Here is a 24,866-nt window from a genome sequence, read left to right as displayed (position 1 = left end):
CGCCGGGCGTCGTCAACGTCGTGACTGGCGAAGGCGCCACAGGTGCGGCGCTATGCGCGAGTCCCGAGGTGCGGCGGATCGACCTGACAGGCGGCACCGCCACAGGTCGCCGCGTCGCGGCGGCGGCCGCAGAAAGGCTCATTCCGTGTACGCTCGAATTGGGAGGCAAGACACCGGTCATGGTGTTCGAGGATTGCGACATTGATCAGGCAGTCGCAGGCGCGGTGTTCGCGTCCTTTGTCGCATCGGGCCAGACCTGCGTTTCCGCAGGCCGCTTCCTGGTTCAACGCAGCGTGTACGACAAGTTCGTCGCTGCCTTCGCGGAACGGACCGGCGCACTCAAAGTCGGCGATCCGGCTAACCTGAGCACCGACGTCGGCCCCGTCATTTCATCGGCGTCGCTTCAACGCAGTGAACGTTTTGTTGATCAAGCAAAAGCGGCAGGCGCGCGCCTGTTGGTTGGTGGCGGCGCGCCTCGATTAGATGCGCCGTTTACCAGCGGCAATTTTGTCTTGCCCACCGTTTTCGCGGATGTCACGCCTGACATGGAACTGTTCCGGGAAGAGGTGTTCGGTCCGGTGGTCGCTGTGACGCCTTTCGACAGCGAGGAGGACGGATTGGCCCTGGCCAACGATTCCCCGTATGCGCTGGGCGCTTCCATCTGGACCCGGGATGTCGCGCGCACTGCCCGCGTGGGGGCCAAGATCAAGGCCAGGATGATCTGGGTTAATGATCACCACAAAAACGACCCTCGCTCGATATGGGGAGGGTATGACGACAGCGGCTACGGCGTTGAGAACGGTTGGGACGCACTCAAATCCTATTCCATCAAGCGCAATGTCGTCGTTTCGGCCAGTCCGAAGTTCAACGACTGGTTCGCAGGCGGTGGCCGGTACGGCTGATCGAAACGATGGCCGGAAGTCATTCCTATCAGAAGCACTTCTCAAGGGATAATTTCATGAAGATTGGGTTTATTGGCATCGGTGCGATGGGAGCGGGCATAGTCCGCAACCTGATAAAAGCAGGACACGACGTTACGGTCTGGGACCGATTTCGCGAGCCTGTGGACGAACTGGCCACGCTTGGCGCGAGCATAGCGTCAAGCTTGGCGGAGGCCGCTCAGCATGGCGTGGTGCTCTCCATGCTCGCCCATGACGAAGCCATCCAAGGCTTGTTGCTTGACACCGGATGGCTTGATCAGGTCAAAAAACCACTGCTGCACGTCAATCTTTCGACGATCTCAGTGCGTTTCGCCAGAAAGCTTGCGGAATTACATGCCGAAGCAGGAGTGGACTATGTGGGCGCGCCGGTTTTTGGCCGGCCTGACGCGGCGCATGCAGGCACCCTCAACCTCGTGGTAGGGGGAGCGGCTGTGTTTGTGGTAAGACTGCAGCCAGTGTTCGAGGCAATCAGCAAGAAAGTTTGGCATGTGGGTGAGCGGCCGTATCAGGCCAACCTGGTAAAGATAGCCGGCAACATGATGATCGCGTCGGCCATCGAAGCCATGGCGGAGGCCACCGCGCTCGGAACCGCTCACGACATCGACCGCAACACGATGTTGGACGTCTACCTCGAGGCGCTGTTTCCATGTGGCGTGTACCGGGGTTATGGAGAATTTATCCGCCGGCGTCAGTACGAGCCGGTTGGCTTCAAATTGCCACTCGGCTTGAAGGATGTGCGCTTGGCACTCGAAGCCGGCGAATCGGCACGCGTGCCTTTGCCCTTGGCGGGTGTCGTTCGCGACAGTTTGCTGCAGGCAATGGCGAACGGCTATGAGGATAAGGACTGGTCCTCACTGGCTGAAATGTCATATTCCCGTGCCGGCATCGCTTCGGACCGCTAAATTCAATCTTTTATGATCCAGGGCCTGTTATTAGCGTGAACAGGCCCTGGGACCTACGCCGCCAGTTCGCTCAACACTTCGGCCAGCACTCTCGCACCGCTGGCCGAGTCGGCCGAGGACGTGAACTCTGCCTCGCAATGCGTCAAGCCGAGATGCGACGGTACGAAGATCATGCCCGACGGGCACACCGCGTGCAGATAGCGCGCATCGTGTCCGGCCGTCGACAGGATGTCGCGATGCGCGAGTCCGAGGCGTTGCGCGGCAGCGCGAACAAGCCCGCGCATCGGCGCGGGAAACTCGAGCGACATCGCAGTGGAAAGCTCCTTCACCTGCACCGCGCAAACGCCCGCGTTGGCTTCGCAGATCGGCCGAACCTTGTCGCCCAGATCGCGCAGGACTTGCGAATCCGGATGGCGCAGATCAATCGAGAACTCGACGAGACTCGCGACTACCGACGGCGCGCTCGGCTTCACCTCGAAGCGCCCCACGGTGAACTTCACGACGTCCTGCGCGTCGTGAAACGCGTCGGCCAGCGCCTGGACCATCGCAACCGCGGCGAGCAGCGCGTCCTTGCGTTCGGCACGCGTCGACGTGCCCGCGTGCGCAGCCTCGCCTTCCACCCGCACCGCGAACGTCCGCTTGCCTTGGATGCCGTTCACGACGCCGATTGTCAGGCCTTCGTTCTCCAGATGCGGACCTTGCTCGATGTGCGCTTCGACATATGCGGCAACGGGTCCGCCCAATTCTCGCTCGGGCACGTGCCTCAGCGCTTCGCGTACTTCACGAAGCGCGGCTTCGACGGTTACGCCGTTCGCATCGGTCACGGCGAGCACATTCTCAAGTCCGCGCTGACCGGCAAACACCGCCGAACCCATCATGCCCGGCGCGAAGCGCGAGCCCTCTTCGTTCATCCAGGCGACGATATCGATGGGCCCGCGCGGCCGCACACCCGACGCTACGATTGCCTCCACGGCTTCGAGCGCGGCTAGCACGCCGTAGACGCCGTCGAACTTGCCGCCGGTCGGCTGGCTGTCGAGATGCGAGCCCGTGAGCACGGGCTTGGCCGATGCATCCGTTCCTTCGAGCCGCAGGAACAGATTGCCGGCGGCATCGCGCGAAGGCGCGAGCCCGAGCGCCGCACCCCACTGAACGAGCTGAGCTTGCGCCGCCGCATCCTCCTTCGACAACGCCTGCCGGTTCACGCCGCCGTTCTCCGTCGCGCCGATGCGTGCCATCGCCGCGAGCCGGTCGGTGAGGCGCGCTTCATCAACGAACGCGCTCACGCGTACTTGGGTATTGTCGTTCATGACGTCTTCATGATCTGTGCAGGCACGGCACGCGGATCACGCGGCAGCCAGCGGTTGTGCTCGACCGTCGCCAGGAACTCGGCGACGTGCTGATTGAAGAGCGCGGGTTCCTCGAGATTCAGCGTGTGTCCGGTCTTCGGCATCACCACGAGGCCACTCGCCGGCACCGTGCGCTTCAAGTAGATACCAGGTTGCAAACAATGATCGTCCTCGTCGCCGACCACGACGAGCGTGGGCGCCGTCATCGCTTTCAGCCGTGATTCCAGGTCGTATATCGACGGACGACGCGCCTGCACGCCGCGCATCGTCAATGCCGAGCCGCGCGCGGAATGTTCACCGAGCGTTGTCGCGAATTGATGCCACCCGCGCGGGTCCTTCACTTGAAACGCGATGCGCGAAGCCGCGAGCGCGTACGTCTGCGCGAACTGCTTCGCCCCTTGCGCTTCGAACTGCTTTGCGACTTCCAGCGACACGCCGCGGAAATGATCCTCGAATTGTTTCTCCGCGCCATAGCCCGCGCCTGCGACGACGAGCGAACGCGCCCGCGTCGGATAATCAAGCCCGAAGTGCAGCGTAGCGAAGCCGCCCATCGACAGCCCGACGATATGCGCGCGGTCGATGTTCAGTCCGTCGAGCACGTCGCGGATATCGCGCGCGGCGATCTCTTGCGAGTACTGCTCGATATCCTCGGGGACATCGGAGGGCAAGTAGCCGCGCGCGGCAAACGCGATGCATCGATAGCGGCGGCTGAAGTAGCGCATCTGCGGCTCCCAGCTTCGCAAGTCGCCGCCGAATTCATGCACGAACACGATCGGCTCGCCGTCACCCGCTTCCTCGTAGTACAGCTTCACGTCATCTACTGTGTTCACATATGGCATGTTCAGCCTCGCCGCGATGGGTCAAAATAGAACTGTCGGCTTGGTGATCGAACGCGCACGCTCGACCATCGACGGCAAGAGTTCGCAGAAGCGATCCGCCCAGCTTTCCGGAACCGTGAGGCTCACCTTCACGAAGCGATTGCCGAACTGCTTGGTGTGGTACGCGCCTTGGCGAATCATGACGCGCTCGGCCTGAAACGCTTCGACGAGCGCCTCCGGCGTGATGCCCGCGTTGATTGTCTCGACCACGACCAGGTTCGCCTGCGACGGGTAAACCGGCACACTCAAGCCTTCGACGTTCTTCGACGCCTCGACGACGGCTGCCTGATTGCGTCGCTGACGCCGCTGAACATCGGGGAACCATTCGCCCTTCGTGCGCAGCCCGGCGATCGCCGCGCGCTGCGAAAGCACGTTGCTGCCGAGATTGTTCGGCGGCGCGGATGCGAAACGCTCGACCAGGTCCGGATGCGCGATTACCGCGCCCAAGCGCATGCCCGCGATGCCGAGCCACTTCGAGAAGCTATACGTGACGATGGTCCTTTCCGGATAGAAGCGATACGCGGGTGAAAAATGGTCGGCGAAGTGGAAGTAGGTTGCATCGTGAATGAAGTACGCGCCCACCGAGCGCGCGATTTCCGCGAACTCGCGAATCTCTTCCTCGGTATGGCAGGTACCGAGCGGGTTGTTCGGATCGACGAGATAGATGACGCCCGTGTTCTCGTTCACCGCTGCGCGCAGCTGCGCGGGCGTGAGCTTGTATTTCTGCTCGGGCGCGTAGATCGGCAACTCGATCACGCGCGATCCCGCGCGCTCGGCGAATTGCATCGGCCAAGCCCAGCTCGGGTTGGTGGTGACGAAGTCCTTGCCCGGCACGCAGATATTGCGGCACACGTTGTACAGCGCTTCGACCGCGCCGTCGGTGACCATCACCGAAGCATCAGGCAAGCCGATATCGGCGCGAATCAACTGACGCAATTCCTCGAAGCCGAGCGGCGGCGCGTAGGCGTGATACTCGCCGTCGTCCAACGCTTTGATGACGGCTTGCCGCACGGCAGGGTGCGGCTCGAAGTGGTTGGTGTTCTGGCCGAGCCACATCAAGCCTTGGCTGTTGCAGAGACGGTCAAAATACGCGTTGCGTTGTTCGAATCGGTACATGTTGCCTCCCTCAGATGATCGAACGGCGCGACGCGATGCCGCCGTCGATGGTGACGATCGTGCCGGTGATATACGCCGCGCGATCCGACGCGAGCCATACGATCAAGTCGGCCACTTCTTCCGCCTGCGCGGCGCGCTTGCCGGGGTATTTGTCAAAGAGCTCTTCCCAACGGCTTTCGTCGTTGTACCAATCGAGTGCGCGGCGCTTCATCAGCTTGACCATGCGATCGGTCGCCACGGGGCCGGGATTCACGCCGACCACGCGAATCCCATCGTCGAGCGCCCAGCCGCCAACCGCGCGCGTGAAGGCCATCATCGCGGCGTTGCCGGTCGAGCCGATGATGTAGTTCGCGTCCCAGTTTTCGCCCGAATTGCCGATGTCGTTGACGATCACGCCGCCGCCGCGCCGCTTCATCGATGCGTACAGCTCGCGCGTCAGCGTGACGTAAGAAAAAATCTTCATGTCGAGACTATTGCGCCAGTCCTGGTCGGTCATTTTGTCGAGCGGGCCGGGGCTGGAATCCGCTGCATTGTTCACCAGGATGTCGACATTCGCGCAATCGCGCGCGAGGTCGATGGCGTTTTGCGTGACCGACAAGTCCAACGCATGCACGTGCACGCGTGTGCCGTGCTGGGTCGTGAGCTGGTCTTGCGCGCGGTGCAGCGCTTCGGCGGAGCGCGCCGCGAGATGCAGTTCCGCGATGCCCTCGGCCGCGAAGCGCCAAGCGGTCGCCAAACCGATGCCTTTTGACGCGCCGGTGATCAGCGCGGATTTGCCTTTGAAGTTCAGTTCCACGTTTCGGCTCCTTTGTATCCAAAGAGATTAGTGAGAGAATACATAGACTAGCACATGTAAATACAAATGGTGCTTGAAATTCGCTCGAGGCCACGTGCAGATCCGTTGTGCCGGCAAAAAAAACGACATGCACCACCTGCATGCCGTTTTGGTCCGCGAGGAACGGTGTCTCAGCGATTCACGAGTTGCGCCGGGATCAGCAGGATCATTGCGGCGCCGGCGACGAGCACGCCTGCGGACACATACATCGCGATCACGGACGAGTGAGTGAGATCGCGCAACCAGCCAATCAGATACGGGCTCACGAACCCAGCCAGTCCGGCAAACGCGTTGATCGCGGCGATGCCCGCCGCCGCGCCGGTTCCGGCGAGAATCGCGGACGGCAATGCCCAGAAGAGCGGCCCCGGCGTCAGCACACCCGCCGCCGCCAACGACAAGCCCACGAGCGCGAGCGGCACGTTCGTGCCCGACCATGCCGTCACTGCGTAACCGAGCGCGCCGAGCAGCAGTGGCACGATCAGATGCCAGCGGCGTTCACCGGTACGGTCCGAGTTCTTGCCGAACGAGACCATTGCGATCGCCCCGACCACGAACGGAATCGCCGAAAGCACGCCGATATGGAACGCGCCTGTCGCGCCGGAAGCCTTGATAAGCGTGGGCATCCAGAAGGTCAGTCCGTACTGGCCCATGATCACGCAGAAGTAGATGAGTGCCATCAGGAGCATCCGCGGATCGCGGAACACCTGCCCGGCCGTCTCCGAAATGCGCACGTGGCGGGGCCCGGTGGAGTCGAGCGCGTTGGCGATGACCGCTGCTTCGTCATGCGTGAGCCAGCGCGCATCGCTCGGGCGGTTCTGCAGATAGAGGAACGCGACGATCCCGAGAATCAGAGAAGGAACGGCTTCGATCAGGAAGAGCCAGCGCCAGCCCGGATGCCCGTGTGAGCCGCTGAACGACTCCAGAATCCAGCCCGACAGCGGCCCCCCGATGATCCCCGCGAGCGGAATGCCGACCATGAATATCGCGAGCACGTGGGACCGGCGGCGCGCCGGATACCACTGCATCAAATACAGCACGATGCCCGGATAGAAGCCCGCTTCCGCCGAGCCGAGCAGAAAGCGCAGCACGTAGAACTGCATTGGCGTCTGCACGAAGAAGAACGCGGCGGAAATCAACGCCCACGTCACCATGATGCGTGCGATCCACGCTTTCGCGCCGACGCGCTGCATCAGCAGGTTGCTCGGCACCTCGAACAGGAAGTAGCCAATGAAGAACACGCCTGCACCCAGCCCGTAGATCGTCTCGCTGAACCGCAGGTCGCTCAGCATCTGGAGCTTGGCGAAGCCGATGTTCACGCGGTCCAGATAGGCGGCCACGTAGCAGACGATCAAGAACGGGATGATCCGCAACGTCACCTTACGATATGTCTGATCTTCGAACCTCTGTGCTCGCCCTGCGTGGCTCGCGGTATGCAGCGTGTCGCTCATCTCCTTCTCCTTGTTTTCATGGTGTCGATATGCCCACTAGGGAAAACCCGCCAGTATGTATCCAAATGACGCGTTTGTGTATTCGTATACTACGTAAAAAAATACAAAACAAGACGCTTCTTTAGAAATGCGCAGGTGTGCCGCCGTGGCGGGCACAACAGTTGGCTGCGAAGGAGGGGGGAGAATGACGCGCGGCAGCAGAACGCGCCGCGCGAGGAGGCGCCTATTCGGCGGTTTCGGCGGGCTCGGGGAAGAGCGCAATCAAATCCAGCATTTGCTCGCCAAGCAGATTGACATGGGCGGACATGGCTTTGTCGGCAGCCTCGCCGTCGCCGCGCTCGATGGCGTCGATCACTTGCTCGTGCTCCTCGACCGTATCGAGCCGTCGCCGCACCTTCTGCGTCACCATCTTGCGATAAATCGACACGCGATTGCGCAGGCTGCGCGTCTGATCCGCGAGGAATTCGTTCTGGCTCGCCTCGTAGACGAGCTCGTGAAAGCGGCGGTTGATGTCGTAGAAGCTGTCGATTTGGCTGGAATCCAGCGTCCCGCGCAGTTCGTCTTGCGTCGCGCGTAGGCGCGCGATCTGCTGCGGCGTCGCGCGGCGCGCGGCCAGGCGTGCGCATAGGCCTTCGAGTTCCGCCATCACCTGAAACATTTCCAGGAGCTTGCGCCCGGACAGCGCCACGACCGTCGCGGGCTGACGCGAACGCATGGTAATCAGCGCTTCCGAAGCGAGTTGACGCAGCGCTTCCCGGATCGGCGTACGGGAGCATTCAAAGCGCTCGGAAAGCTCGGTCTCTTCCAGCCGAGAACCGGGCGGGAGTTTGCCGGACAGGATTTCAATTTCAAGCGTCTTCTGAATCTCTTCCGCTCGCGTGCTCATGTGTATCTCCGAAGCCCCTTCGATGTATTTATTCAGGGGCTTGATTGTCGCATGAAACAGCACGTAACCGTTTCAGATACGCCCCTGTGAACTCAGCGAACATTCGCCCCTTGCTCAACTCGAAATGGACCGATGCAACGCCCGCGAAGAAGGGGAGGTTGAAGAGCGACGATGCTGCTGCACTGCGTCAATCCGTGTCGCCATTTTCAACTTAACAGTTTGCGAGCGGCATAGGCACGGTAGGCGGAATAACTTTGGGCCGTTCATGTCCCGCGGCTCTCGATTTGCCTATCATCGACTCATGCTTTTCCTGATGGTCAAATATTTTTACGCAAGGAAAAAATTCGCATCGTCTGGGGATGGTCAACACATTCCCACGCAGGCAGGCACGGAATCATTCCCGGAGAGTGAGGAGGCAAAATGTTGATTGGCGTCCCAAAGGAAATCAAAAACCACGAATACCGCGTCGGTTTAACGCCGGCCAGTGTGCGCGAGCTCTGCTCGCGCGGCAATCAGGTAGTGGTGCAAAAAGATGCCGGTAAGGCAATCGGTTTGCACGATGAACAGTACGTCGCTGCAGGCGCATCGATTGTGGACTCTGCGGAAGAGGTGTATGGCCGTGCGGACATGATCGTCAAGGTCAAGGAACCGCAGCCTGCAGAATGCGCAATGCTGCGGGAAGGGCAAATTCTTTATACCTACCTCCATTTGGCGCCGGACCCTGAGCAATGCGCGGCGCTCATGAAGTCGGGGGCGGTCTGCATCGCTTACGAAACGATCACCGGTCCCGGTGGCGGTTTGCCGCTGCTGGCCCCGATGAGTGAAGTGGCCGGTCGCATGTCGATACAGGCGGGTGCGGCTCACCTGGAGAAATCCAAAGGCGGCATGGGCATATTGCTGGGAGGCGTTCCCGGTGTGGCCCCGGCACACGTGGTCATCATCGGCGCGGGCGTGGTCGGCACCAACGCCTTGCAAATGGCCGTCGGCTCAGGGGCGCGCGTGACGGTGCTGGACAAGAACGTCGATCGCCTGCGTCAGTTGGACCTCGTCTACGGCAATCGGATCGTGACGCAATATTCGAGCGCGCAATCGATCGAAGAGGCGGTGCTGAGCGCGGAGCTGGTAATCGGCGGCGTGCTGATTCCGGGGGCTGCCGCACCGAAGCTGGTCACGCGCCGCCTGATCTCGAGAATGAAGCAAGGTGCGGTTGTCGTCGATGTGGCAATCGACCAGGGCGGCTGTTTCGAAACGTCCAGCGCAACGACGCACGCCGAGCCCACTTATGTGCTTGACGGAGTGGTTCACTACTGTGTTGCAAATATGCCCGGCGCAGTGGCGCGCACTTCGACGTTCGCCCTCAACAACGCCACGATCTGCCATGCCGCCGCATTGGCTGAGAAGGGTTGGAAAGAGGCGATCAAAGACAATGCCCATTTGAAAAACGGTCTGAACGTCTGCCTTGGCAAGGTGACATATGAAGCCGTGGCGCGCGAACTTGGCCATGACTATGTCCCCGCGAAGGACATGCTGCACTAAGAGTAAGGCAACCGCCGGCACCCTGGAAATCGGCACGCGCAGTTATTGGTTTTCCTAAACATTCGTTTTGGCTTCACCTAATCTGACAGGAAAGATGATGAGCAACCTGGATAGCATCGTTCACTATATCGGCGGTCGACGCGTCGACAACACTCATAGTCCCCGCTACGCGGATGTATTCAATCCGGCGCTTGGCGTACCGGTTGCACGGGTCGCACTCGGCACGTCCGACGATCTCCAGGCGGCGGTGGCCGCCGCAACGGCGGCGTTTCCAAGTTGGGCAGCGAAGCCGCCGCTGGCGCGTGCGAGGGTACTCTTCAAGTATCTTCAGCTCATGCAGCAACATGCGGACGAGTTTGCCGCCCTGATGACCCGCGAGCACGGAAAGACCTTCGCGGACGCGAAGGCCGAGGTGGCGCGCGGAATCGAGATTGTGGAGTTCGCAACCGGCATTCCGCAACTTCTCAAAGGTGAGCTGACCGAGCAGGTAGCGCGCGGAATCGACGCCTGGTCTGTGCGCCAGCCGCTTGGCGTGGTGGCCGGCATCACGCCTTTTAATTTCCCGACGATGGTGCCGATGTGGATGTTTCCTGTCGCGCTGGCTTGCGGCAACACGTTCGTGCTCAAGCCATCAGAGCGCGATCCGTCGCCCTCGTTGCTGCATGCGGAATTGCTGAAGCAGGCCGGGTTGCCTGACGGGGTATTCAACGTCGTGCAGGGTGACAAGGTCGTCGTGGATGCGCTGCTTGATCATCGCGACGTGCAGGCCATCAGCTTTGTCGGCTCGACGCCGATCGCCGAATACGTCTATACGCGCGGCAGCGCGAGAGGCAAGCGGGTGCAGGCCTTGGGCGGCGCGAAGAACCATATGGTAGTCATGCCGGACGCCGACATGAAAATGGCGACCGACGCGCTGATCGGCGCCGCGTTCGGCGCAGCGGGTGAACGCTGCATGGCCATTTCGGTGGCCGTGGCGGTGGGCGGTGCGGCCGACAAACTGGTCGAGGATCTCGCAGCGCGAGTGCGTTCGCTGAAGATCAAGGACGGCATGGCGGCCGATGCCGAGATGGGGCCTGTGATCACGGCAGCGGCCAAGGAACGAATTGAAAGATTGATCGGCAAGGGCGTGGAAGAAGGGGCGGCGCTGCTGATCGATGGACGCAACTACAAAGTGCCGGAACATCAGCGCGGATTCTTTGTGGGCGGCACGCTGTTTGACCACGTTACGCCGGACATGACGATCTACAAGGAGGAAATCTTTGGCCCGGTGCTCTGTGTGGTTCGCGTGCCGGACGTGTCGGCTGCGGTCGATCTCATCAATGCCCACGAGTACGGCAACGGCGTGGCGGTATTCACCCGTGATGGCGGCGTGGCTCACGAGTTCGTCCGTCAGATACAGGTAGGGATGGTTGGCGTCAACGTGCCGCTGCCGGTTCCGATGGCATTCGGCAGTTTTGGCGGATGGAAGCGCAGCATGTTCGGCGATCACCATATATACGGCCCCGAGGGTGTGCGCTTCTATACGCGTCATAAGGCTGTGATGCAGCGTTGGCCGGACACTGCCAGTTCAGGGGTCGAGTTTGCATTTCCCCAGCATGCCTAAAGAGATGCGCGGCGCCTCCTCGAGCACCGCGCAACCGTTGTAACGAAAAAAAGCGGGTGCCGAGTCGGCTCGCAGCACCCGATAAACCCCGCGAAGGGGAGAACAGGACTGGCGCGCGAGCGCGAGGCAGGAGGCAATCAAACATGAGCATCTTGATTCGAGGCGGTACGGTGGTCAACGCGGATCGCGAATTTCGTGCCGACGTCCTGTGCGACGGGCCAAAAATCGTCGCGGTAGGCACCGGCCTTGAGGCGCCGGCAGGCGCGCAAATCATCGACGCGGGCGGCCAGTATGTCATGCCAGGCGGAATCGATCCCCACACGCACATGCAATTCCCGTTCATGGGCACTGTGACGGCCGACGATTTTTACAGCGGCACCGCGGCCGGTCTGGCGGGCGGCACGACGACCATCATGGATTTCGTGATTCCGGAACCGCGGCAATCCCTCCTGGAAGCCTATCGCACCTGGCGCGGCTGGGCCGAGCACGCGGCGAGCGACTATACCTTCCACGTGGCCGTGACCTGGTGGGACGATTCCGTGCACGCGGAGATGGGCACCCTGGTCCGCGAGTGCGGCGTGAACAGTTTCAAGCACTTCATGGCGTACAAGAACGCCATCATGGCCGACGATGAGGTGCTGGTGAACAGCTTCCGACGAGCGCTCGAACTCGGCGCCGTACCCACGGTGCACGCGGAGAACGGCGAACTCGTTTTTCAATTGCAGCAGGATTTACTGCGCCGCGGGGTCCCCGGCCCCGAAGCGCATCCGCTGTCGCGTCCGCCTGCTGTCGAGGCCGAGGCGGCGCAGCGGGCAATCGCCATTGCCAATGTGCTCAATGCGCCCCTGTACATTGTCCATGTATCGTGCGCCGAGGCGGCCGACTCGATCGCGCGGGCGCGCGCGTCCGGGCAACGCGTGTTTGGCGAGGTGCTGGCCGGACATCTGACGATTGATGACAGCGTCTATAGCCATCCGGATTTCGATTTCGCTGCCGGACACGTGATGAGTCCGCCCTTTCGTTCGAAGGACCACCAAGCGGCGCTGTGGCGCGGTTTGCAAAGCGGCAATTTGCAAACCACCGCGACGGATCATTGCGTTTTCTGCGCGGACCAAAAAGCGAAGGGGCGGCATGATTTCACCAAGATCCCGAACGGCTGCGGCGGGATTGAAGACCGCCTGTCCGTCATCTGGGACGCGGGAATCAATACGGGGCGCCTTACCCCATCCGAGTTCGTTCGGATCACGTCTGCCAATGCGGCGCAGATTTTCAATATGTATCCGCGCAAGGGAGCCGTCGCAGCGGGAGCCGACGCGGACCTCGTCGTATGGGACCCGCAGGGGACGCGCACGATCTCGGCAAAGACACAGCGCAGCAAAGGCGACTTTAACGTCTTCGAGGGCCGCACCGTGCGCGGCATACCTAGCCATACGGTGAGCGGCGGGCGCTTGGTTTGCGAGCGTGGTGAGTTGCGCGCCGTCGAGGGGGCCGGTCACTACGTGGAGCGGCCTGCGTTTGGCGCGATGTTCGAGGCCCTTGGACGCAGTCGAGTCTCCGTCAATTAAAAGGATATTCGAGCCGAGACAGCACGCCTACGAGAATGGCGCATGGGTCGCCTTTCCTAAAACGGAACGAGGATGCATGAATGTTAAGCAGAGCTGATGGATTGGCGCTGGAACACGCCGATGCGGCGGAGTTGCGTGCCGGAATGGAGGCAGCATGCGCTATTCGCGCGGGTACGTGGGGGCACGCGGCCACGTATTCGCGCAAGGTGTTCATTCCGTTGACGAACCTGTGCCGCGATCAATGTGGTTACTGCACCTTTGCTCGTCAGCCGGACGAGCCGGGCGCAGGATTTCTGCTGCCCTCGGAGGTGATGGCGCTCGCGCGGCGCGGCGAGCAGCTCGGGTGCAAAGAGGCGCTTTTCTCATTGGGAGAGAAACCCGAACTGCGATATCCGCAGGCACGGGCGATGCTCGATGCGCTCGGCTACTCGACGACGACGGACTATGTGATTGCGATGTGCGAGCGCGTATTGACGGAAACCTCGCTGGTTCCGCACGTCAACGCCGGCACGCTGTCCCACGCGGAGTTGCAACGATTGAAGGAGGTCTGCGGCAGCGTCGGTTTGATGCTCGAGAACGTCAGCAGACGGCTGTTGCAGCGTGGCATGGCGCATCATGCGTGCCCCGACAAAGTGCCGGTGCAGCGGTTGCGCACGCTCGAGCTTGCGGGTGCCGAGCGCATTCCCACCACCACGGGCATTTTGATCGGCATTGGTGAAACATGGGAGGAGCGGCTTGACAGCCTGTTGGCCATCGCGGAACTGCACAGTCGCCACGGTCACATCCAGGAGGTCATCGTGCAGAACTTTCGCGCGAAGCCGGGTACGCCGATGGCCCAATGGGAAGAACCCGGGCTCGACGACGTCCTGAAGACGCTGGTGCTGGCCCGCCTCGTCCTGCCGCCGGAAATCTCGCTTCAAGCGCCGCCCAACCTTTCCGAATCGTTCGAGCGCTATCTCGACGCCGGCATCAACGACTGGGGTGGGATATCGCCGCTTACAGCCGATCACATCAACCCCGAGCGCGCATGGCCGGCGATCGGAGAGGTCGCGCGCCGCTGCCGTGTACGGGGTTTTGACTTGTCCGAGAGACTTACGGTGTATCCGCGTTACATCTCTCCCTCAGCGGGTTTTCTCGCACCACGGCCGGCCGCCGCGCTGGCGCGTGCGGCCCGGGCCGACGGGCTTGCAAGGCTCCAGTACGTCGGGGCGCAGTCGGGCGTCGGCATTCAAGAGGAGTGTCCGGCATGAACCTGCTGACTGAGCGGGACTGGCTTGAATATCTCGCGGCCCAGAGAACCGTGAACGATCCCTCCGCGGCGCTGGGGCGGGCCGCGCCCGTTGTGCGGGCGGTGCTTGAGCGTCACCTGAACGGCGCGGAATTGTCGCGCGCGGATGGCGAAGTGCTGTTTGCCACCGAGGGCGACGATCTCAAGGCCGTGATTGCCGCGGCCGACCATGTGCGCCGCCAGCGCGTCGGCGACACCGTGAGCTTCGTGGTGACGCGCAACATTAATTTCACCAACGTCTGCAATATGGGGTGCCGCTTTTGCGGTTTCTCCAAGCGCCGCGGGGAAGCGGGCGCGGAATGGCTCGATTTGGACGAAATCGCGCACCGGGCCGAGGTGGCATGGCAGCGCGGCGCCACCGAAGTCTGCATCCAGGGCGGACTGCACCCGGACCTGCCTGGCACGTACTATCGCGACATCGTCGCCGCGATCAAGGCACGCGTACCCGCGCTTCACATTCATGCTTTTTCGCCGTTTGAAATCTGGTATGGCGCAAAAAAGCGTCGCATGAGCGTCGTTGATTTTCTTGGCGAACTCAAGGCTGCAGGTCTCGGTTCGATTCCCGGCACCGCGGCCGAGATTCTCGATACCGAGGTGCGCCGCCAGCTGACGCGCGACAAATTATCGGCGCGAGCTTGGATCGAGATCGTCCGCGCCGCGCATGGCGTTGGGCTGCGTAGTACTTCGACGATCATGTACGGTCATATCGACGGGCCGCGGCATTGGGCGGCGCATATCGATCTGCTGCGCGCGATACAGAAGGATACCGGCGGTTTCACCGAAATCGTGCCGCTTGGATTCGTGCATAGCGAGGCGCCGCTTTATATCGAGCGCGAAATACCGGGCGTGCGTCCCGGTGCGACGCTCGTCGAACATCTCAAGATGCACGCGGTGGCGCGCCTGATGTTGGCTGGATGGATCGAAAACGTTCAAGTGTCGTGGGTGAAGCTCGGCCCGCAGGTGGGTCAAGCGTTGCTCTCGGCCGGGGCCAACGATTTCGGCGGCACCTTGATGGACGAATCGATTTCGCGCTCGGCCGGCGCTTCATTCGGCGAAGAGATTACCGCCGCCGAGATGGTGCAGATCATCCGCGATGCGGGGCGCGAGCCATTGAGGCGCAGCACGCTGTACGCGCCGCTTGAACGCTATGCGGACCACGATCCGGTCGCGCTCGTGCCGCTCAAACCGCGCCCGTATGACCCGATTCAATTCATTCGTCCGCGCCGGACGGCTCATTCGCCTAACCAGGCGGAGACGGCCCATGGATGATCGCCTCCGCGGGTCTCGTGTCGTGTTGCTGGCCGGCGGCGTTGGCGGCGCGCGCATGGCGGCAGGCTTCGATGCCGTGCTCCGGTCCGGCGCGTTGACGATCGTCGCCAATGTGGGCGACGACGAGCGCTTTTACGGTTTGCAAGTCTGCCCCGATCTGGACACCCTGCTTTACACGTTGGCGGGGGCCGTCGATCCCCAGCAGGGCTGGGGTGTTGCCGCCGACACCACCCGGGTGCTCGACACGCTGTCGATGCTAGGCGCGCCGACATGGATGAAACTCGGCGACGCCGATTTCGGGCTGCACATCTACCGCTCGTGGCGCTTGGCCCAAGGCGCACGGCTGACCGATGTGATGCGCGAGGCGGCGCAACGCATGGGCCTCACGGCATGCCTGCTGCCGGCGACCGATACGCCCACTCCGACCGAAATCGAAATCGACGGTGCGGTTTTGCGGTTCCAGCAATGGTTTGTGGCGGAACGTGCGAAGCCGGCGGTGCGCGGGCTGCATTACGCGGGCGCGCAAGAGGGATGCGCGACACCTGAAGTGATGGAGGCGATCGAGCACGCCGACCTCATCGTGATCGCACCGTCGAATCCTCTGCTGTCGATTGAACCGATGCTGGCGCTGCCTGGAGTGCGCCAAGCGCTGCGCGCCGCACAGGCCCCCTGTATCGCGGTGTCGCCGCTGATCAACGGCAAGGCGATCAAGGGGCCGCTGGATCGCATGCTTGCCGATATGGGACTCACAGAGGGAAATGAGGGGATCGCAGAGCGCTACAGCGGCTTGATCGACGGCTTGGTGGTCGACGCCAGCGACGCGGGCGATGTGCCGGCGTTACGCGCGGGCGGCCTGGCGGTGCTGGCGGCTAGGACGCTGATTCACGAACGCGAGCATGCGGCTTTCTTGGCGCGGCAACTGCTCGCGTGGTCTCAAACATTGCGCGGCGCACCGATGCGGTGCGAGGCGCGTCGGATAGGAGCGGCATCATGAAAACGCTGGTCGCGATTCCGATGAAGGATCCACTGCGCGCGAAGACGCGCCTGGCATCTGTCTTCGAAACCCCTGAGCGCAGCCGGCTTGCCATGGCGCTCTTCGAGAGGACGCTGGCGTTTTTCCATCATGCCTGCGCGGACTTCGACGTCGTGGTGGTGACAGCCTCAGAGACGATTGCGCGGTGCGCACGCGAAGGTGGCGCGATCGTATTGCGTGAAGCCGGCGAGCGCGGACTCAACGCAGCGGCTGCGCGCGCCGCGGCTTATGCCGGCGCACGCTCGTACGGGCGTCTCATCATCGTGCCGGCCGACATTCCGATCTGGCTGCGCGAGGAAGTCGAGCATGTGCTGACGCTTTCGTTGCGCGTGAACGTCGCGCTGGCCGAGGCGCACGATGGCGGCACCAATATGCTGATCATGACGCCGCCGCGCCCTTTTGAATTCAGCTACGGCACCGGATCGGCCGATCTTCACGAAGCCGCGGCGCATACGCACGGACTGAGTGTGGCGCGTTGCCGGTTGCCGTTTATCGGTCACGACATCGACACCCCGGATGACTGTCTGGCGCTGGTCCATCATCGGCGTAGAGGACACGAAGCCTGCGCAACGACGACAGGAGTACCGTCATGAGCCATGTAAGCCCGATCGGCGCTTCCCTGCGATTGTTCGCGTTGCCCGGTATTCCGGAGGTCCGCCGCGGCGACGACGTCGGCACGTTGATCGACGACGCAATGGCGCACGCGGGCGAGAGCTGGCATGCCGGCGATATCGTCGTGGTCGCGCAAAAGATCGTCTCGAAAGCCGAGGGGCGCACACGGCGCCTCTCCGACATCGTGCCGGGCACCGAGGCGCGGGTCTACGCGCATGCCAGCGGCAAGGATCCACGCAAGGTTCAAGCGATGCTCGATGAGTCGGTCGAGGTGATGCGCCTTTCAGCATTGCCGCCCGACGGTGTGGTGATCACCCGCCATCGTCACGGTTGGGTTTGCGCGAACGCCGCGATTGACGAGTCCAACGTCGGTGAAGAGGGCACGCTGTTGCTTCTGCCTGACGACCCCGATGCAAGCGCGCGCCGGATTGCCGATACCGTGGCGGCCCGGGCGGGTGTCACGGCGGGCGTGATCGTGAGCGATACCTTCGGGCGGCCTTGGCGCCACGGGCTTGTCAATGTCGCCATCGGCGTGGCCAATGTGCCTGCGCTCGTGAACTGGGTGGGCCGTCCCGATGCCTACGGCCGACCGATGCGGATCTCGCAGCCTGCGTTGGTTGACGAACTGGCTGCAGCGGCCGGGCTGCTGATGGGCAAGGACAGTTTCACCCCGGCTATCGTCGTTCGCGGTCTGGACTGGGAGGTCGATCCCGCTGCACACGCCAGACAGATCGTGCGTTCATCCAAGGAGGATCTATTCCAATGAAGCTGGCAATACTTGGCGGTACTGGACCGCAAGGACAAGGCCTCGCTCTGCGCTTTGCCCAGGCCGGCGTAGCGGTGGCGCTAGGCTCGCGCGACCGCTCGCGCAGTGCGGAGATCGCGGCGGCCTTGAACGCGAAGCTCGATGGCCGGGCAGGGCGGGCGTCGATCGAAGGTTACGAGAACGAGGAAGCCGTGCGTGCGGCCGGCGAGGTGGTCATGCTGGCAGTGCCGTATACGGGCCATGACACCACTTTGCGCTCAATTGCACCGTTGCTCGACGGCAAGATTCTGGTCGATCTCGTCGTGCCGCTCGCGCCGAACGATCCGAAAACCGTTGCCATGCCGCCGGAGGGTTCGGCTACCGAAGCGGCTCAGGCGCTGTTGGGGAACAACGTGAGAGTGGTCGGTGCATTGCACAACGTTTCGGCGCATACGCTTAATCAACTCGATCAACCCATCAATTGCGATGTGCTGGCATGCGGCAACGACGTCGAGGCAGCGCAGACGGTGATGGACCTGGTGGCGCAACTAGGCGTGACGGCCTACTACGCGGGACCGGCCTCCAGCGCGCGCTGCGTCGAAGCGATCACGCCCATGTTGATCCGCTTCAATATCAGCAAGAAAGTGCCGTTCAGTCACGCCGGTATCCGTATTTGGGCGCCAGGCGCACCGGCATAGCCCCCCATCATCCTCACCCCAAAAAAGGACAGTCACTATGCAATTCGGTATTTGTTTTAAGGGCTTTGTGGCCCCTGATCGCGCACGCACGCTGGTGCGGCTTGCCGAAAGCCACGGCTTTGAATATTGCTGGTTCTACGATTCACACGTCCTGTGGCGTGAAGCGTTTGTTGCGATGGCGATGTGCATGGAACACACGCAAAAGATGCGGTTCGCGCCATGCGTGACCAACCCGGACGTGCGTGAATGGTCGCTCGCCGCATCGCTTTACGGCAGCTTGGCGCTACAGTCGAATGGTCGCATCGATATCGGCTTGGGCCGCGGTGACAGTTCACGGCGCGTGATGGGACAAAAGCCGGCTTCGATGGAGCGCGTGGCCGAATTTACGCGCAAGGTCAAAGCGATGGTGCGAGGTGAGGAGGTGACGTACGAAGGGGCCGCGGCGCCGGTGAAGTTTCCGTGGGCCAATGGTTACGAACTGCCGGTATGGATTGCCGCGTATGGCCCTATTGCGCTCAAATGCGCCGGCGAATCTGGCGACGGCGTGATTTTGCAGATTGCCGATCCCAGCTTGTGCAAGTGGTTTGCCGACCAAACGCTGACGGCTGGTAAGGCCGCCGGCCGCGATATGTCCACCTTTGGCGTAGTGGCCGCGGCGCCGGCTTACTTCGGCGAGATGGACGAATGTATCGAGGCGACCAGGTGGTTCCCGGCGATGGTGGGCAATCACGTCGCGGATATCGTCGACAAATACGGCAAGGACTCGGGGCTGGTGCCGAAGAGCCTGACCTCGTACATCGAGAAACGCCGCGGTTATGACTATTCGAAACACGGCCAGACTGATAATCCTTTCCTGGATTTCATTACGCCCGATGTGGTCGAAAGCTTCTGCGTGCTTGGGAAGCCCGAGCAGCATATCGAAAAAATCCGCGCGCTCGAGGCGGCGGGCGTGACGCAATTCAACATTTACCTCGACAACGGTAAAGAGGCCGAAATCATCGAGACGTACGGCGACAAGGTGATTCCGGCGTTCCGTTGAGCGACGGTGCCGTTAAGGACGTCGCGTATCAGGTCTTGATCTCATGCACAAGGAACGTCAATGATGAAACATTTGAGGATCGATGGTCAGCGCCTATGGCGCTCGCTAATGGAACTTGCCGAGATCGGCGCGACGCCCAAGGGTGGGGTCAAGCGTCTCGCGCTAACGGAGCTCGATAAGCAGGGACGCGATCTGGTGGTCGGGTGGGGGCGTGCTGCCGGCCTGGCTGTCACGGTCGACCGCATCGGCAACGTCTTCATGCGCCGTGCCGGCCGCGATCCGGCGCGCGCGCCCGTCATTGCCGGCAGCCATATCGACACCCAGCCGACTGGTGGGAAATTCGACGGCAACTACGGCGTGCTCGCCGCGCTCGAGGTGGTGCGTACGCTGAATGACGCGGGGATTCAGACCCATGCGCCAATCGAAATCGCCATCTGGACGAATGAAGAGGGCTCCCGCTTCGTGCCGGTGATGATGGGATCGGGCGTGTTCTGCGGCGCGTTCACGCTCGAGCATGCCTATGCGGCCCGTGACATCGACGGCAAAAGCGTCCGCGAAGAGCTTGCGCGGATCGGCTACGTTGGCGCTGAGGTGCCCGGGGAGCATCCGGTAGATGCGTATTTCGAGGCGCACATCGAACAAGGGCCGGTGCTCGAGGACTCCGGCAAGGTGATCGGCGTCGTGCCGGCGGTACTGGGCTTGTCATGGTACGACTGCGAAGTCACCGGCATGGAGGCGCATGCGGGCCCCACGCCCATGCCGCTGCGCAAGGATGCCTTGCAGGCGGCCAATCGCATCATGGGACAGGTCGTGGAGATCGCCAATCGCCATCCGCCATATGGACGCGGCACGGTTGGATTCGTACAAGTGTTTCCCAACAGCCGTAACGTCATTCCGGGCAAGGTCAATTTCAGCATCGATCTGCGCAATGTCAGCAATGATCAGTTGAATCGCATGCACGAAGAGCTGATGACATACATCGACACCGTCCGGCGTGAAAGCGGACTGGCGATTCATATCGAGCGGGTTTCCCACTATCCTCCATGTCCGTTTCATAGCGATTGCATCGATGCGGTGCGCCGCGCGACCGACACGCTAGGCTATTCGCACATGGACGTCGTGTCGGGGGCGGGGCATGACGCAATTTATGTCGCGCGCGTCGCGCCGGCGGGCATGATCTTCGTGCCGTGCAAGGACGGTGTGAGCCATAACGAAATAGAAGACGCCAAGCCAGAGCATATCGAGGCAGGTTGCAACGTCTTGCTGCACGCCATGCTCGGACGCGCGGGGGCGGCGACATAAGGAAGAGCCGGTCGTCATGCCCCACGTTGATTGCGGAGCCAATCGGAGCAAATGAATGAATAACTCGGAAATCTTGTTGAAAGTTGCCGAGCCGAGGACAGACTTCTTCGAACAGGCCGACGTCCCGGACTTCGCTAAAGCTGCTCATTTGCTGACGACACGACGTTCCATTCGGCGTTACCTTCCGGAACCCGTCTCGACCAAGACCATTCTTGATCTATTGGCAATCGCAATCACCGCGCCGTCGGCGCACAATCGCCAACCATGGCGATTCGCGGTTCTTAACACTGGAGAAGCGAAGACCAGACTGGCACAGGCTATGGGCGAAAGGCTACGTGCCGACCGTCTGGCCGACTGTGACGATGCGCACGCGGTAGACATCGACGTGCGTCGTTCGTTCGATCGCATCACGCAGGCACCGGCGGCGATCGTCGTGTGCACTACCGTCGTTGATATGGACAGATATCCCGACCGACTGCGCAACGAAGCAGAAAAGATTATGGCGATCCAGGGAACAGCGATGGCCGTGCAAAACCTTCTCGTGGCTGCGCACGCCGCTGGCCTTGGAGCTTGCTGGATGTGTGCTCCGTTGTTTTGTCCCGAAGTGGTTACCCATGCCCTCGAGCTGCCTCAAGACTGGGAGCCGCATTCGCTCATTACCATGGGTTGGCCGGCTAACGGCGGGAAGCCTTTTTCGCGCCGGCCCATCAGTGAGATTATCCGCTTCGCCTGAATCCGTGCTGGAGCGCGAGCCGACGTCAGAAGACATCGCCAGGCACGCGCACCCATCCCTCCATCAGTGCGTGTGAACTGGCGGAACCTCGCGCATGATCCGATCCCGATGCCGATCCGCCTCGATCCTGGACGAATCATGCGCTGCCTTCGCGTGCCGCTAGGCTTAATCGCTGCCCTTCGGCGCCGTGTCNCCGCCTCGATCCTGGACGAATCATGCGCTGCCTTCGCGTGCCGCTAGGCTTAATCGCTGCCCTTCGGCGCCGTGTCCTTGGACATCGTGTCGTGCGACATCGCGTCCTTGGACATCGTGTCCTTGTGCATGGTGTCTTTGGACATCGCGTCATGCGACATCTTATCCTTGTGCATGGCGTCCTTGGACATATCGTCGTGGGACATCGCGCTCTTATCTTGCGCGAGCGCTACCGTGCCGACCGACAAGAACATCGTAGCCAAAGCTGCAACAGCCAATTTCTTCATGACATCACTCCTGTACCAGTTGGGAAAAAAAAGCCGGCTTCGCCGGATACTTCAATGCTTCGTGGAAATACTGCCGCACGAAAGCTCGTGCAGGCGCTTGATGCGCTTCGCCACCAGGTGCGATTAATAAATTGGGTTCGACAATTTCGTTTACGTGTTTGCACGCCCGTTAGACGCAGTTTTTTCTCTCTAGGCGCCGCCGAACCAGTTATACCCCTGGTCCACCCAATAGCCGCCGGGATAGGTATTGGTGACGAAGATCTCAACGATGTGCTTGGGATTCTTGTATCCCAGCTTGGTAGGAATTCGTAGCTTCATTGGAAACCCGTATTTCGCCGGCAGACGCTCGCCATCGTATTCCAACGAAAGGAGCGTCTGCGGATGCAAGGCGGTAGGCATGTCGATGCTTTCGTAGTAGTCGTCGGCACACTTGAAGCCGACATACTTGGCGCTCGTATCCGCTCCCGCTCGCCGCAGAAAATCCCCGAACGGCGTTCCCCCCCAGCGCCCGATCGCGCTCCAGCCCTCGACGCAGATGTGGCGCGTGATCTGCTCCGCGCGCGGAAGCGCGTACAGCTCGGGTAATGTCCAGACGCGTTTTCCTGTCACGAGGCCACTCAGCTTCAGGCGGTAGGTCGAAGCGTCCACGTCGGGCACTTCGTCGATGCCGTAGTACGCGTTGAACGGGAAAGGTCTCGTGAGCTGCGCTTCGGTGTAGGTCGGCGCGAGCTTGGTCGGGTCGAACAGCCAGCCTTGGGCCCGGTCGTTGAGGCGCGAGACGGCCGACAAGAACGTTTCCACCGACTTGTCGTCGCTGAGCGAGCAGCCGGTCAGCATCGCCAGCCCCCCGAGCGTGAGCGCGCGCTGGGCAAACAAGCGCCGTGACGGCTGCGCGAGCGTTTTGCGAGCCTCGAGCAGAACCGATTCGCGGTCTATTCCGTGCAATTTCCCTCGGGTCGTCTTCACTTCGTCTCTCCTAGCGCCCGCGAATCATGGCGAGCAAAGAACGCGGCACGAGCACCACCATCGCGAGATGGACGACGATGAATCCCGCCATCAACGACATCGCGCAAAAATGGACGACCCTCGCCGAATCGTAGCCGCCCATCAACTCGCGCAGCAGAGGGAACTGCACCGACTTCCAAATGGCGAGCCCGGACAGCACCAGAACGATTAGGTCGCAAGTCGCGAACAGGTAGGCCAGTTTCTGGACGGCGTTGTAGTGTTTCAGATCAGCATGCGACAGCTTTCCCGAGAGGGCCGCGACAAAGTCGCGGAAAACGGCGGCGGGCGAGATCGGCCAGAATCTTCGACGCAGACGTCCGGTTGTCAGACCGAGCACGAGATACACTGCGCCGTTGGCAACCAGCAGCCACATGGCGGCGAAATGCCATTGCAGCGCGCCGCCCAGCCAGCCGCCCAACGTGATCGAGGTGGGGATCTCGATGCTTCGGAAAATCGGCGAAGCATCGTAGATCCGCCATCCCGAGAGCATCATCGTGATCGCAGCCAAGGCATTCAGCCAATGGGTGACGCGCACCCAAACCGCGTGGTTCGGGGGCTCGGTCGTCGTCGGCCTGGCCGCCGTCGTGGCTTCGGTGAAAGGATGGGTCATCGCGAATCGCTCCGAAAGAAGTCGCGGTCCGCTCATTGAAACGACGTGAGATCGGTCGCTTGCAGCACTTCACCGGAGTTGGCGTTTTCGACGAATGCGGCAACGCCGTAGTTGTTCGCCGGCAGCGCGGATCCAGGCGTTCCGATTGCCACCGCCTGATGAATGTGCGCGCTGCCGCCGACGAGCGACACCGGCCCGATCCACTGGCGCACCACACGTTCGTGGTGCAAGGTCACGCCTCCGTTTTCGCCGGCCAGTACATGCGAAGTCAGCGAGTTCTCGTAGACGGCGACATAGGCATTCAACGGTTCGTTCGTACGGGACTTGAAGCGTGCGTCGAGGTCGTAGTTCGCAGGCGCATTCGCCGCCGCCGGGGCCAGACTGAGCTCGATGTCAGCCTGTGCCGGCTGCGCGTCGATGGCCTTGACGCGGCTCGCGAAGCTCGCAGGGTCCGACCAGCTGCGCAGTTCCTTTCCCGACACGAATACTTCAGGCGTGTAGACGGTAGGGCTGTTTGCGATGTGGGCCAAGCGCTGCTGGCGCTCCGTGAACGCATGATTCCCGAATCGGTCCTTCCAACCGAGGTCGTCCCAATAGTCCACATGCAGCGCGAGCGGCACGATGCCCTCCGACTGCCCACCCGCCTTCCACTGGCCGAGCCAATGGTCTGCAGGCGGGCAGCTGTCGCAACCTTCGCTGCTGTACAACTCGACTAGCGCGACCCGGTGCGCGGGGCTGTGTGCGGTGCGAATGGCAGTGGCCGCCTGTGCCAATCCACTCACCGCCAGCGCGACAAAAAACGCGCAACACCGCGCCAGCCGTTTACCGGTGGGTCGATATGAAGACAGTTGCATGACAGGCTCCCGATGGTGGAAAGTCGTTACGGTCGTTTGTCGGACTGGCGGTGCCGATATGACACACGCCGTGAAAATTTTTTTTGCTGCGCTCGGGATGAGGCCGGAAACACTGGCCGACGTCTAGGAACCGCGTTCCTTTC

General features: G+C 61.8%; 25 protein-coding genes. 15 read left to right on the top strand and 10 right to left on the bottom strand.

Features of this window, described 5'->3' with window-relative positions; genetic code table 11:
• Together J3489_RS35550 and J3489_RS35545 are read left to right on the top strand one after the other, a co-directional pair.
• The coding region (locus tag J3489_RS35550; RefSeq protein WP_207005493.1) for an aldehyde dehydrogenase family protein at nt 1-902 on the top strand (902 nt) is incomplete at its 5' end.
• A gap of 56 nt (nt 903-958) precedes the next feature.
• Nucleotides 959-1,843, top strand: coding sequence for an NAD(P)-dependent oxidoreductase (locus J3489_RS35545; protein WP_207005492.1), 885 nt, complete (start codon nt 959-961; stop codon nt 1,841-1,843).
• A 53-nt stretch (nt 1,844-1,896) separates the two neighbouring features.
• Here J3489_RS35545 and J3489_RS35540 read toward each other — a convergent pair whose 3' ends face one another.
• From J3489_RS35540 to J3489_RS35515, 6 genes are all read right to left on the bottom strand, one after another.
• A complete protein-coding gene (locus tag J3489_RS35540) occupies nt 1,897-3,150 on the bottom strand; it encodes a M20 family metallo-hydrolase (protein WP_207005491.1) in 1,254 nt (417 codons plus the stop codon).
• On the bottom strand, nt 3,147-4,028 hold the full coding sequence (locus J3489_RS35535; protein WP_207005490.1) for an alpha/beta fold hydrolase: 882 nt from the start codon (nt 4,026-4,028) through the stop codon (nt 3,147-3,149). The genes J3489_RS35540 and J3489_RS35535 overlap by 4 nt, the downstream gene beginning before the upstream one ends.
• Nucleotides 4,029-4,049: 21 nt before the next feature.
• Nucleotides 4,050-5,183, bottom strand: a complete 1,134-nt coding sequence (locus tag J3489_RS35530) for a pyridoxal phosphate-dependent aminotransferase (protein WP_207005489.1) — start codon at nt 5,181-5,183, stop codon at nt 4,050-4,052.
• A 10-nt stretch (nt 5,184-5,193) separates the two neighbouring features.
• Nucleotides 5,194-5,979, bottom strand: coding sequence for an SDR family oxidoreductase (locus tag J3489_RS35525; RefSeq protein ID WP_207005488.1), 786 nt, complete (start codon nt 5,977-5,979; stop codon nt 5,194-5,196).
• 170 nt (nt 5,980-6,149) lie between these two features.
• On the bottom strand, nt 6,150-7,466 hold the full coding sequence (locus J3489_RS35520; protein WP_207005487.1) for an MFS transporter: 1,317 nt from the start codon (nt 7,464-7,466) through the stop codon (nt 6,150-6,152).
• Between the two features lie 223 nt (nt 7,467-7,689).
• Complete coding sequence (locus tag J3489_RS35515) at nt 7,690-8,352, bottom strand: GntR family transcriptional regulator (protein WP_207005486.1); 663 nt, start codon at nt 8,350-8,352, stop codon at nt 7,690-7,692.
• A gap of 420 nt (nt 8,353-8,772) precedes the next feature.
• Here J3489_RS35515 and ald point away from each other — a divergent pair, with 420 nt between their 5' ends.
• From ald to J3489_RS35455, 12 genes are all read left to right on the top strand, one after another.
• Nucleotides 8,773-9,888 (top strand): alanine dehydrogenase, encoded by a 1,116-nt coding sequence (ald, locus tag J3489_RS35510; RefSeq protein ID WP_207005485.1) that lies wholly within the window; start codon nt 8,773-8,775, stop codon nt 9,886-9,888.
• 97 nt (nt 9,889-9,985) lie between these two features.
• Complete coding sequence (locus J3489_RS35505) at nt 9,986-11,491, top strand: CoA-acylating methylmalonate-semialdehyde dehydrogenase (protein ID WP_207005484.1); 1,506 nt, start codon at nt 9,986-9,988, stop codon at nt 11,489-11,491.
• 143 nt (nt 11,492-11,634) lie between these two features.
• Nucleotides 11,635-13,056, top strand: coding sequence for a dihydropyrimidinase (hydA, locus tag J3489_RS35500; protein ID WP_207005483.1), 1,422 nt, complete (start codon nt 11,635-11,637; stop codon nt 13,054-13,056).
• Nucleotides 13,057-13,136: 80 nt separating this feature from the next.
• Nucleotides 13,137-14,306, top strand: coding sequence for a 7,8-didemethyl-8-hydroxy-5-deazariboflavin synthase CofG (gene cofG / locus J3489_RS35495; RefSeq protein WP_207005482.1), 1,170 nt, complete (start codon nt 13,137-13,139; stop codon nt 14,304-14,306).
• On the top strand, nt 14,303-15,613 hold the full coding sequence (gene cofH, locus J3489_RS35490) for a 5-amino-6-(D-ribitylamino)uracil--L-tyrosine 4-hydroxyphenyl transferase CofH (RefSeq protein ID WP_207005481.1): 1,311 nt from the start codon (nt 14,303-14,305) through the stop codon (nt 15,611-15,613). Before cofG ends, cofH begins: the two co-directional genes overlap by 4 nt.
• A complete protein-coding gene (gene cofD / locus J3489_RS35485) occupies nt 15,606-16,607 on the top strand; it encodes a 2-phospho-L-lactate transferase (protein ID WP_207005480.1) in 1,002 nt (333 codons plus the stop codon). The genes cofH and cofD overlap by 8 nt, the downstream gene beginning before the upstream one ends.
• A complete protein-coding gene (cofC, locus tag J3489_RS35480; protein ID WP_207005479.1) occupies nt 16,604-17,239 on the top strand; it encodes a 2-phospho-L-lactate guanylyltransferase in 636 nt (211 codons plus the stop codon). Before cofD ends, cofC begins: the two co-directional genes overlap by 4 nt.
• Entirely contained in the window at nt 17,236-18,024 is a 789-nt protein-coding gene (gene cofE / locus J3489_RS35475) for a coenzyme F420-0:L-glutamate ligase (RefSeq protein WP_207005478.1), read from the top strand. The genes cofC and cofE overlap by 4 nt, the downstream gene beginning before the upstream one ends.
• The gene (gene npdG, locus J3489_RS35470; RefSeq protein ID WP_207005477.1) at nt 18,021-18,701 is read left to right on the top strand and encodes an NADPH-dependent F420 reductase; all 681 of its coding nucleotides are present in this window, start codon (nt 18,021-18,023) and stop codon (nt 18,699-18,701) included. Before cofE ends, npdG begins: the two co-directional genes overlap by 4 nt.
• A gap of 37 nt (nt 18,702-18,738) precedes the next feature.
• A complete protein-coding gene (locus tag J3489_RS35465) occupies nt 18,739-19,740 on the top strand; it encodes a TIGR03842 family LLM class F420-dependent oxidoreductase (protein ID WP_207005476.1) in 1,002 nt (333 codons plus the stop codon).
• A 63-nt stretch (nt 19,741-19,803) separates the two neighbouring features.
• Nucleotides 19,804-21,042, top strand: a complete 1,239-nt coding sequence (locus J3489_RS35460) for a Zn-dependent hydrolase (protein ID WP_207005495.1) — start codon at nt 19,804-19,806, stop codon at nt 21,040-21,042.
• A 55-nt stretch (nt 21,043-21,097) separates the two neighbouring features.
• Entirely contained in the window at nt 21,098-21,775 is a 678-nt protein-coding gene (locus J3489_RS35455) for a nitroreductase family protein (protein ID WP_207005475.1), read from the top strand.
• A 242-nt stretch (nt 21,776-22,017) separates the two neighbouring features.
• Here the strand turns inward: J3489_RS35455 and J3489_RS35450 are convergent, their stop codons facing one another.
• The 3 genes from J3489_RS35450 to J3489_RS35440 form a co-directional block, all read right to left on the bottom strand.
• On the bottom strand, nt 22,018-22,254 hold the full coding sequence (locus J3489_RS35450) for a pentapeptide MXKDX repeat protein (protein WP_207005474.1): 237 nt from the start codon (nt 22,252-22,254) through the stop codon (nt 22,018-22,020).
• Between the two features lie 189 nt (nt 22,255-22,443).
• Nucleotides 22,444-23,220 carry a molybdopterin-dependent oxidoreductase gene (locus tag J3489_RS35445; RefSeq protein ID WP_207005473.1) on the bottom strand — a complete coding sequence of 259 codons (777 nt, stop codon included), beginning with the start codon at nt 23,218-23,220 and terminating at the stop codon, nt 22,444-22,446.
• Nucleotides 23,221-23,230: 10 nt separating this feature from the next.
• Nucleotides 23,231-23,794 carry a cytochrome b/b6 domain-containing protein gene (locus tag J3489_RS35440; protein WP_309491480.1) on the bottom strand — a complete coding sequence of 188 codons (564 nt, stop codon included), beginning with the start codon at nt 23,792-23,794 and terminating at the stop codon, nt 23,231-23,233.
• Here J3489_RS35440 and J3489_RS38670 point away from each other — a divergent pair.
• On the top strand, nt 23,754-23,918 hold the full coding sequence (locus tag J3489_RS38670; protein ID WP_309491481.1) for a hypothetical protein: 165 nt from the start codon (nt 23,754-23,756) through the stop codon (nt 23,916-23,918). The two genes, J3489_RS35440 and J3489_RS38670, sit on opposite strands and share 41 nt — an antisense overlap.
• Here J3489_RS38670 and J3489_RS35435 read toward each other — a convergent pair.
• Nucleotides 23,902-24,723 (bottom strand): DUF1223 domain-containing protein, encoded by an 822-nt coding sequence (locus J3489_RS35435; RefSeq protein ID WP_207005471.1) that lies wholly within the window; start codon nt 24,721-24,723, stop codon nt 23,902-23,904. The two genes, J3489_RS38670 and J3489_RS35435, sit on opposite strands and share 17 nt — an antisense overlap.
• Nucleotides 24,724-24,866 lie beyond the last annotated feature (143 nt).

Source organism: Trinickia mobilis, assembly GCF_017315705.1.
Classification (GTDB): domain Bacteria; phylum Pseudomonadota; class Gammaproteobacteria; order Burkholderiales; family Burkholderiaceae; genus Trinickia_A; species Trinickia_A mobilis.
Note: the sequence above shows the minus strand (reverse complement) of the source record. Positions and strands in the feature narration are given on the sequence as shown.

What these genes read in the sequence shown, in the direction of transcription:
- J3489_RS35545 (WP_207005492.1), top strand. Translation starts at nt 959, where the DNA reads ATGAAGATTGGGTTTATTGGCATCGGTGCGATGGGAGCGGGCATAGTC.
- J3489_RS35540 (WP_207005491.1), bottom strand. Translation starts at nt 3,150, where the DNA reads ATGAACGACAATACCCAAGTACGCGTGAGCGCGTTCGTTGATGAAGCG.
- J3489_RS35535 (WP_207005490.1), bottom strand. Translation starts at nt 4,028, where the DNA reads ATGCCATATGTGAACACAGTAGATGACGTGAAGCTGTACTACGAGGAA.
- J3489_RS35530 (WP_207005489.1), bottom strand. Translation starts at nt 5,183, where the DNA reads ATGTACCGATTCGAACAACGCAACGCGTATTTTGACCGTCTCTGCAAC.
- J3489_RS35520 (WP_207005487.1), bottom strand. Translation starts at nt 7,466, where the DNA reads ATGAGCGACACGCTGCATACCGCGAGCCACGCAGGGCGAGCACAGAGG.
- J3489_RS35515 (WP_207005486.1), bottom strand. Translation starts at nt 8,352, where the DNA reads ATGAGCACGCGAGCGGAAGAGATTCAGAAGACGCTTGAAATTGAAATC.
- ald (WP_207005485.1), top strand. Translation starts at nt 8,773, where the DNA reads ATGTTGATTGGCGTCCCAAAGGAAATCAAAAACCACGAATACCGCGTC.
- J3489_RS35505 (WP_207005484.1), top strand. Translation starts at nt 9,986, where the DNA reads ATGAGCAACCTGGATAGCATCGTTCACTATATCGGCGGTCGACGCGTC.
- hydA (WP_207005483.1), top strand. Translation starts at nt 11,635, where the DNA reads ATGAGCATCTTGATTCGAGGCGGTACGGTGGTCAACGCGGATCGCGAA.
- cofG (WP_207005482.1), top strand. Translation starts at nt 13,137, where the DNA reads ATGTTAAGCAGAGCTGATGGATTGGCGCTGGAACACGCCGATGCGGCG.
- cofH (WP_207005481.1), top strand. Translation starts at nt 14,303, where the DNA reads ATGAACCTGCTGACTGAGCGGGACTGGCTTGAATATCTCGCGGCCCAG.
- cofD (WP_207005480.1), top strand. Translation starts at nt 15,606, where the DNA reads ATGGATGATCGCCTCCGCGGGTCTCGTGTCGTGTTGCTGGCCGGCGGC.
- cofC (WP_207005479.1), top strand. Translation starts at nt 16,604, where the DNA reads ATGAAAACGCTGGTCGCGATTCCGATGAAGGATCCACTGCGCGCGAAG.
- cofE (WP_207005478.1), top strand. Translation starts at nt 17,236, where the DNA reads ATGAGCCATGTAAGCCCGATCGGCGCTTCCCTGCGATTGTTCGCGTTG.
- npdG (WP_207005477.1), top strand. Translation starts at nt 18,021, where the DNA reads ATGAAGCTGGCAATACTTGGCGGTACTGGACCGCAAGGACAAGGCCTC.
- J3489_RS35465 (WP_207005476.1), top strand. Translation starts at nt 18,739, where the DNA reads ATGCAATTCGGTATTTGTTTTAAGGGCTTTGTGGCCCCTGATCGCGCA.
- J3489_RS35460 (WP_207005495.1), top strand. Translation starts at nt 19,804, where the DNA reads ATGAAACATTTGAGGATCGATGGTCAGCGCCTATGGCGCTCGCTAATG.
- J3489_RS35455 (WP_207005475.1), top strand. Translation starts at nt 21,098, where the DNA reads ATGAATAACTCGGAAATCTTGTTGAAAGTTGCCGAGCCGAGGACAGAC.
- J3489_RS35450 (WP_207005474.1), bottom strand. Translation starts at nt 22,254, where the DNA reads ATGAAGAAATTGGCTGTTGCAGCTTTGGCTACGATGTTCTTGTCGGTC.
- J3489_RS35435 (WP_207005471.1), bottom strand. Translation starts at nt 24,723, where the DNA reads ATGCAACTGTCTTCATATCGACCCACCGGTAAACGGCTGGCGCGGTGT.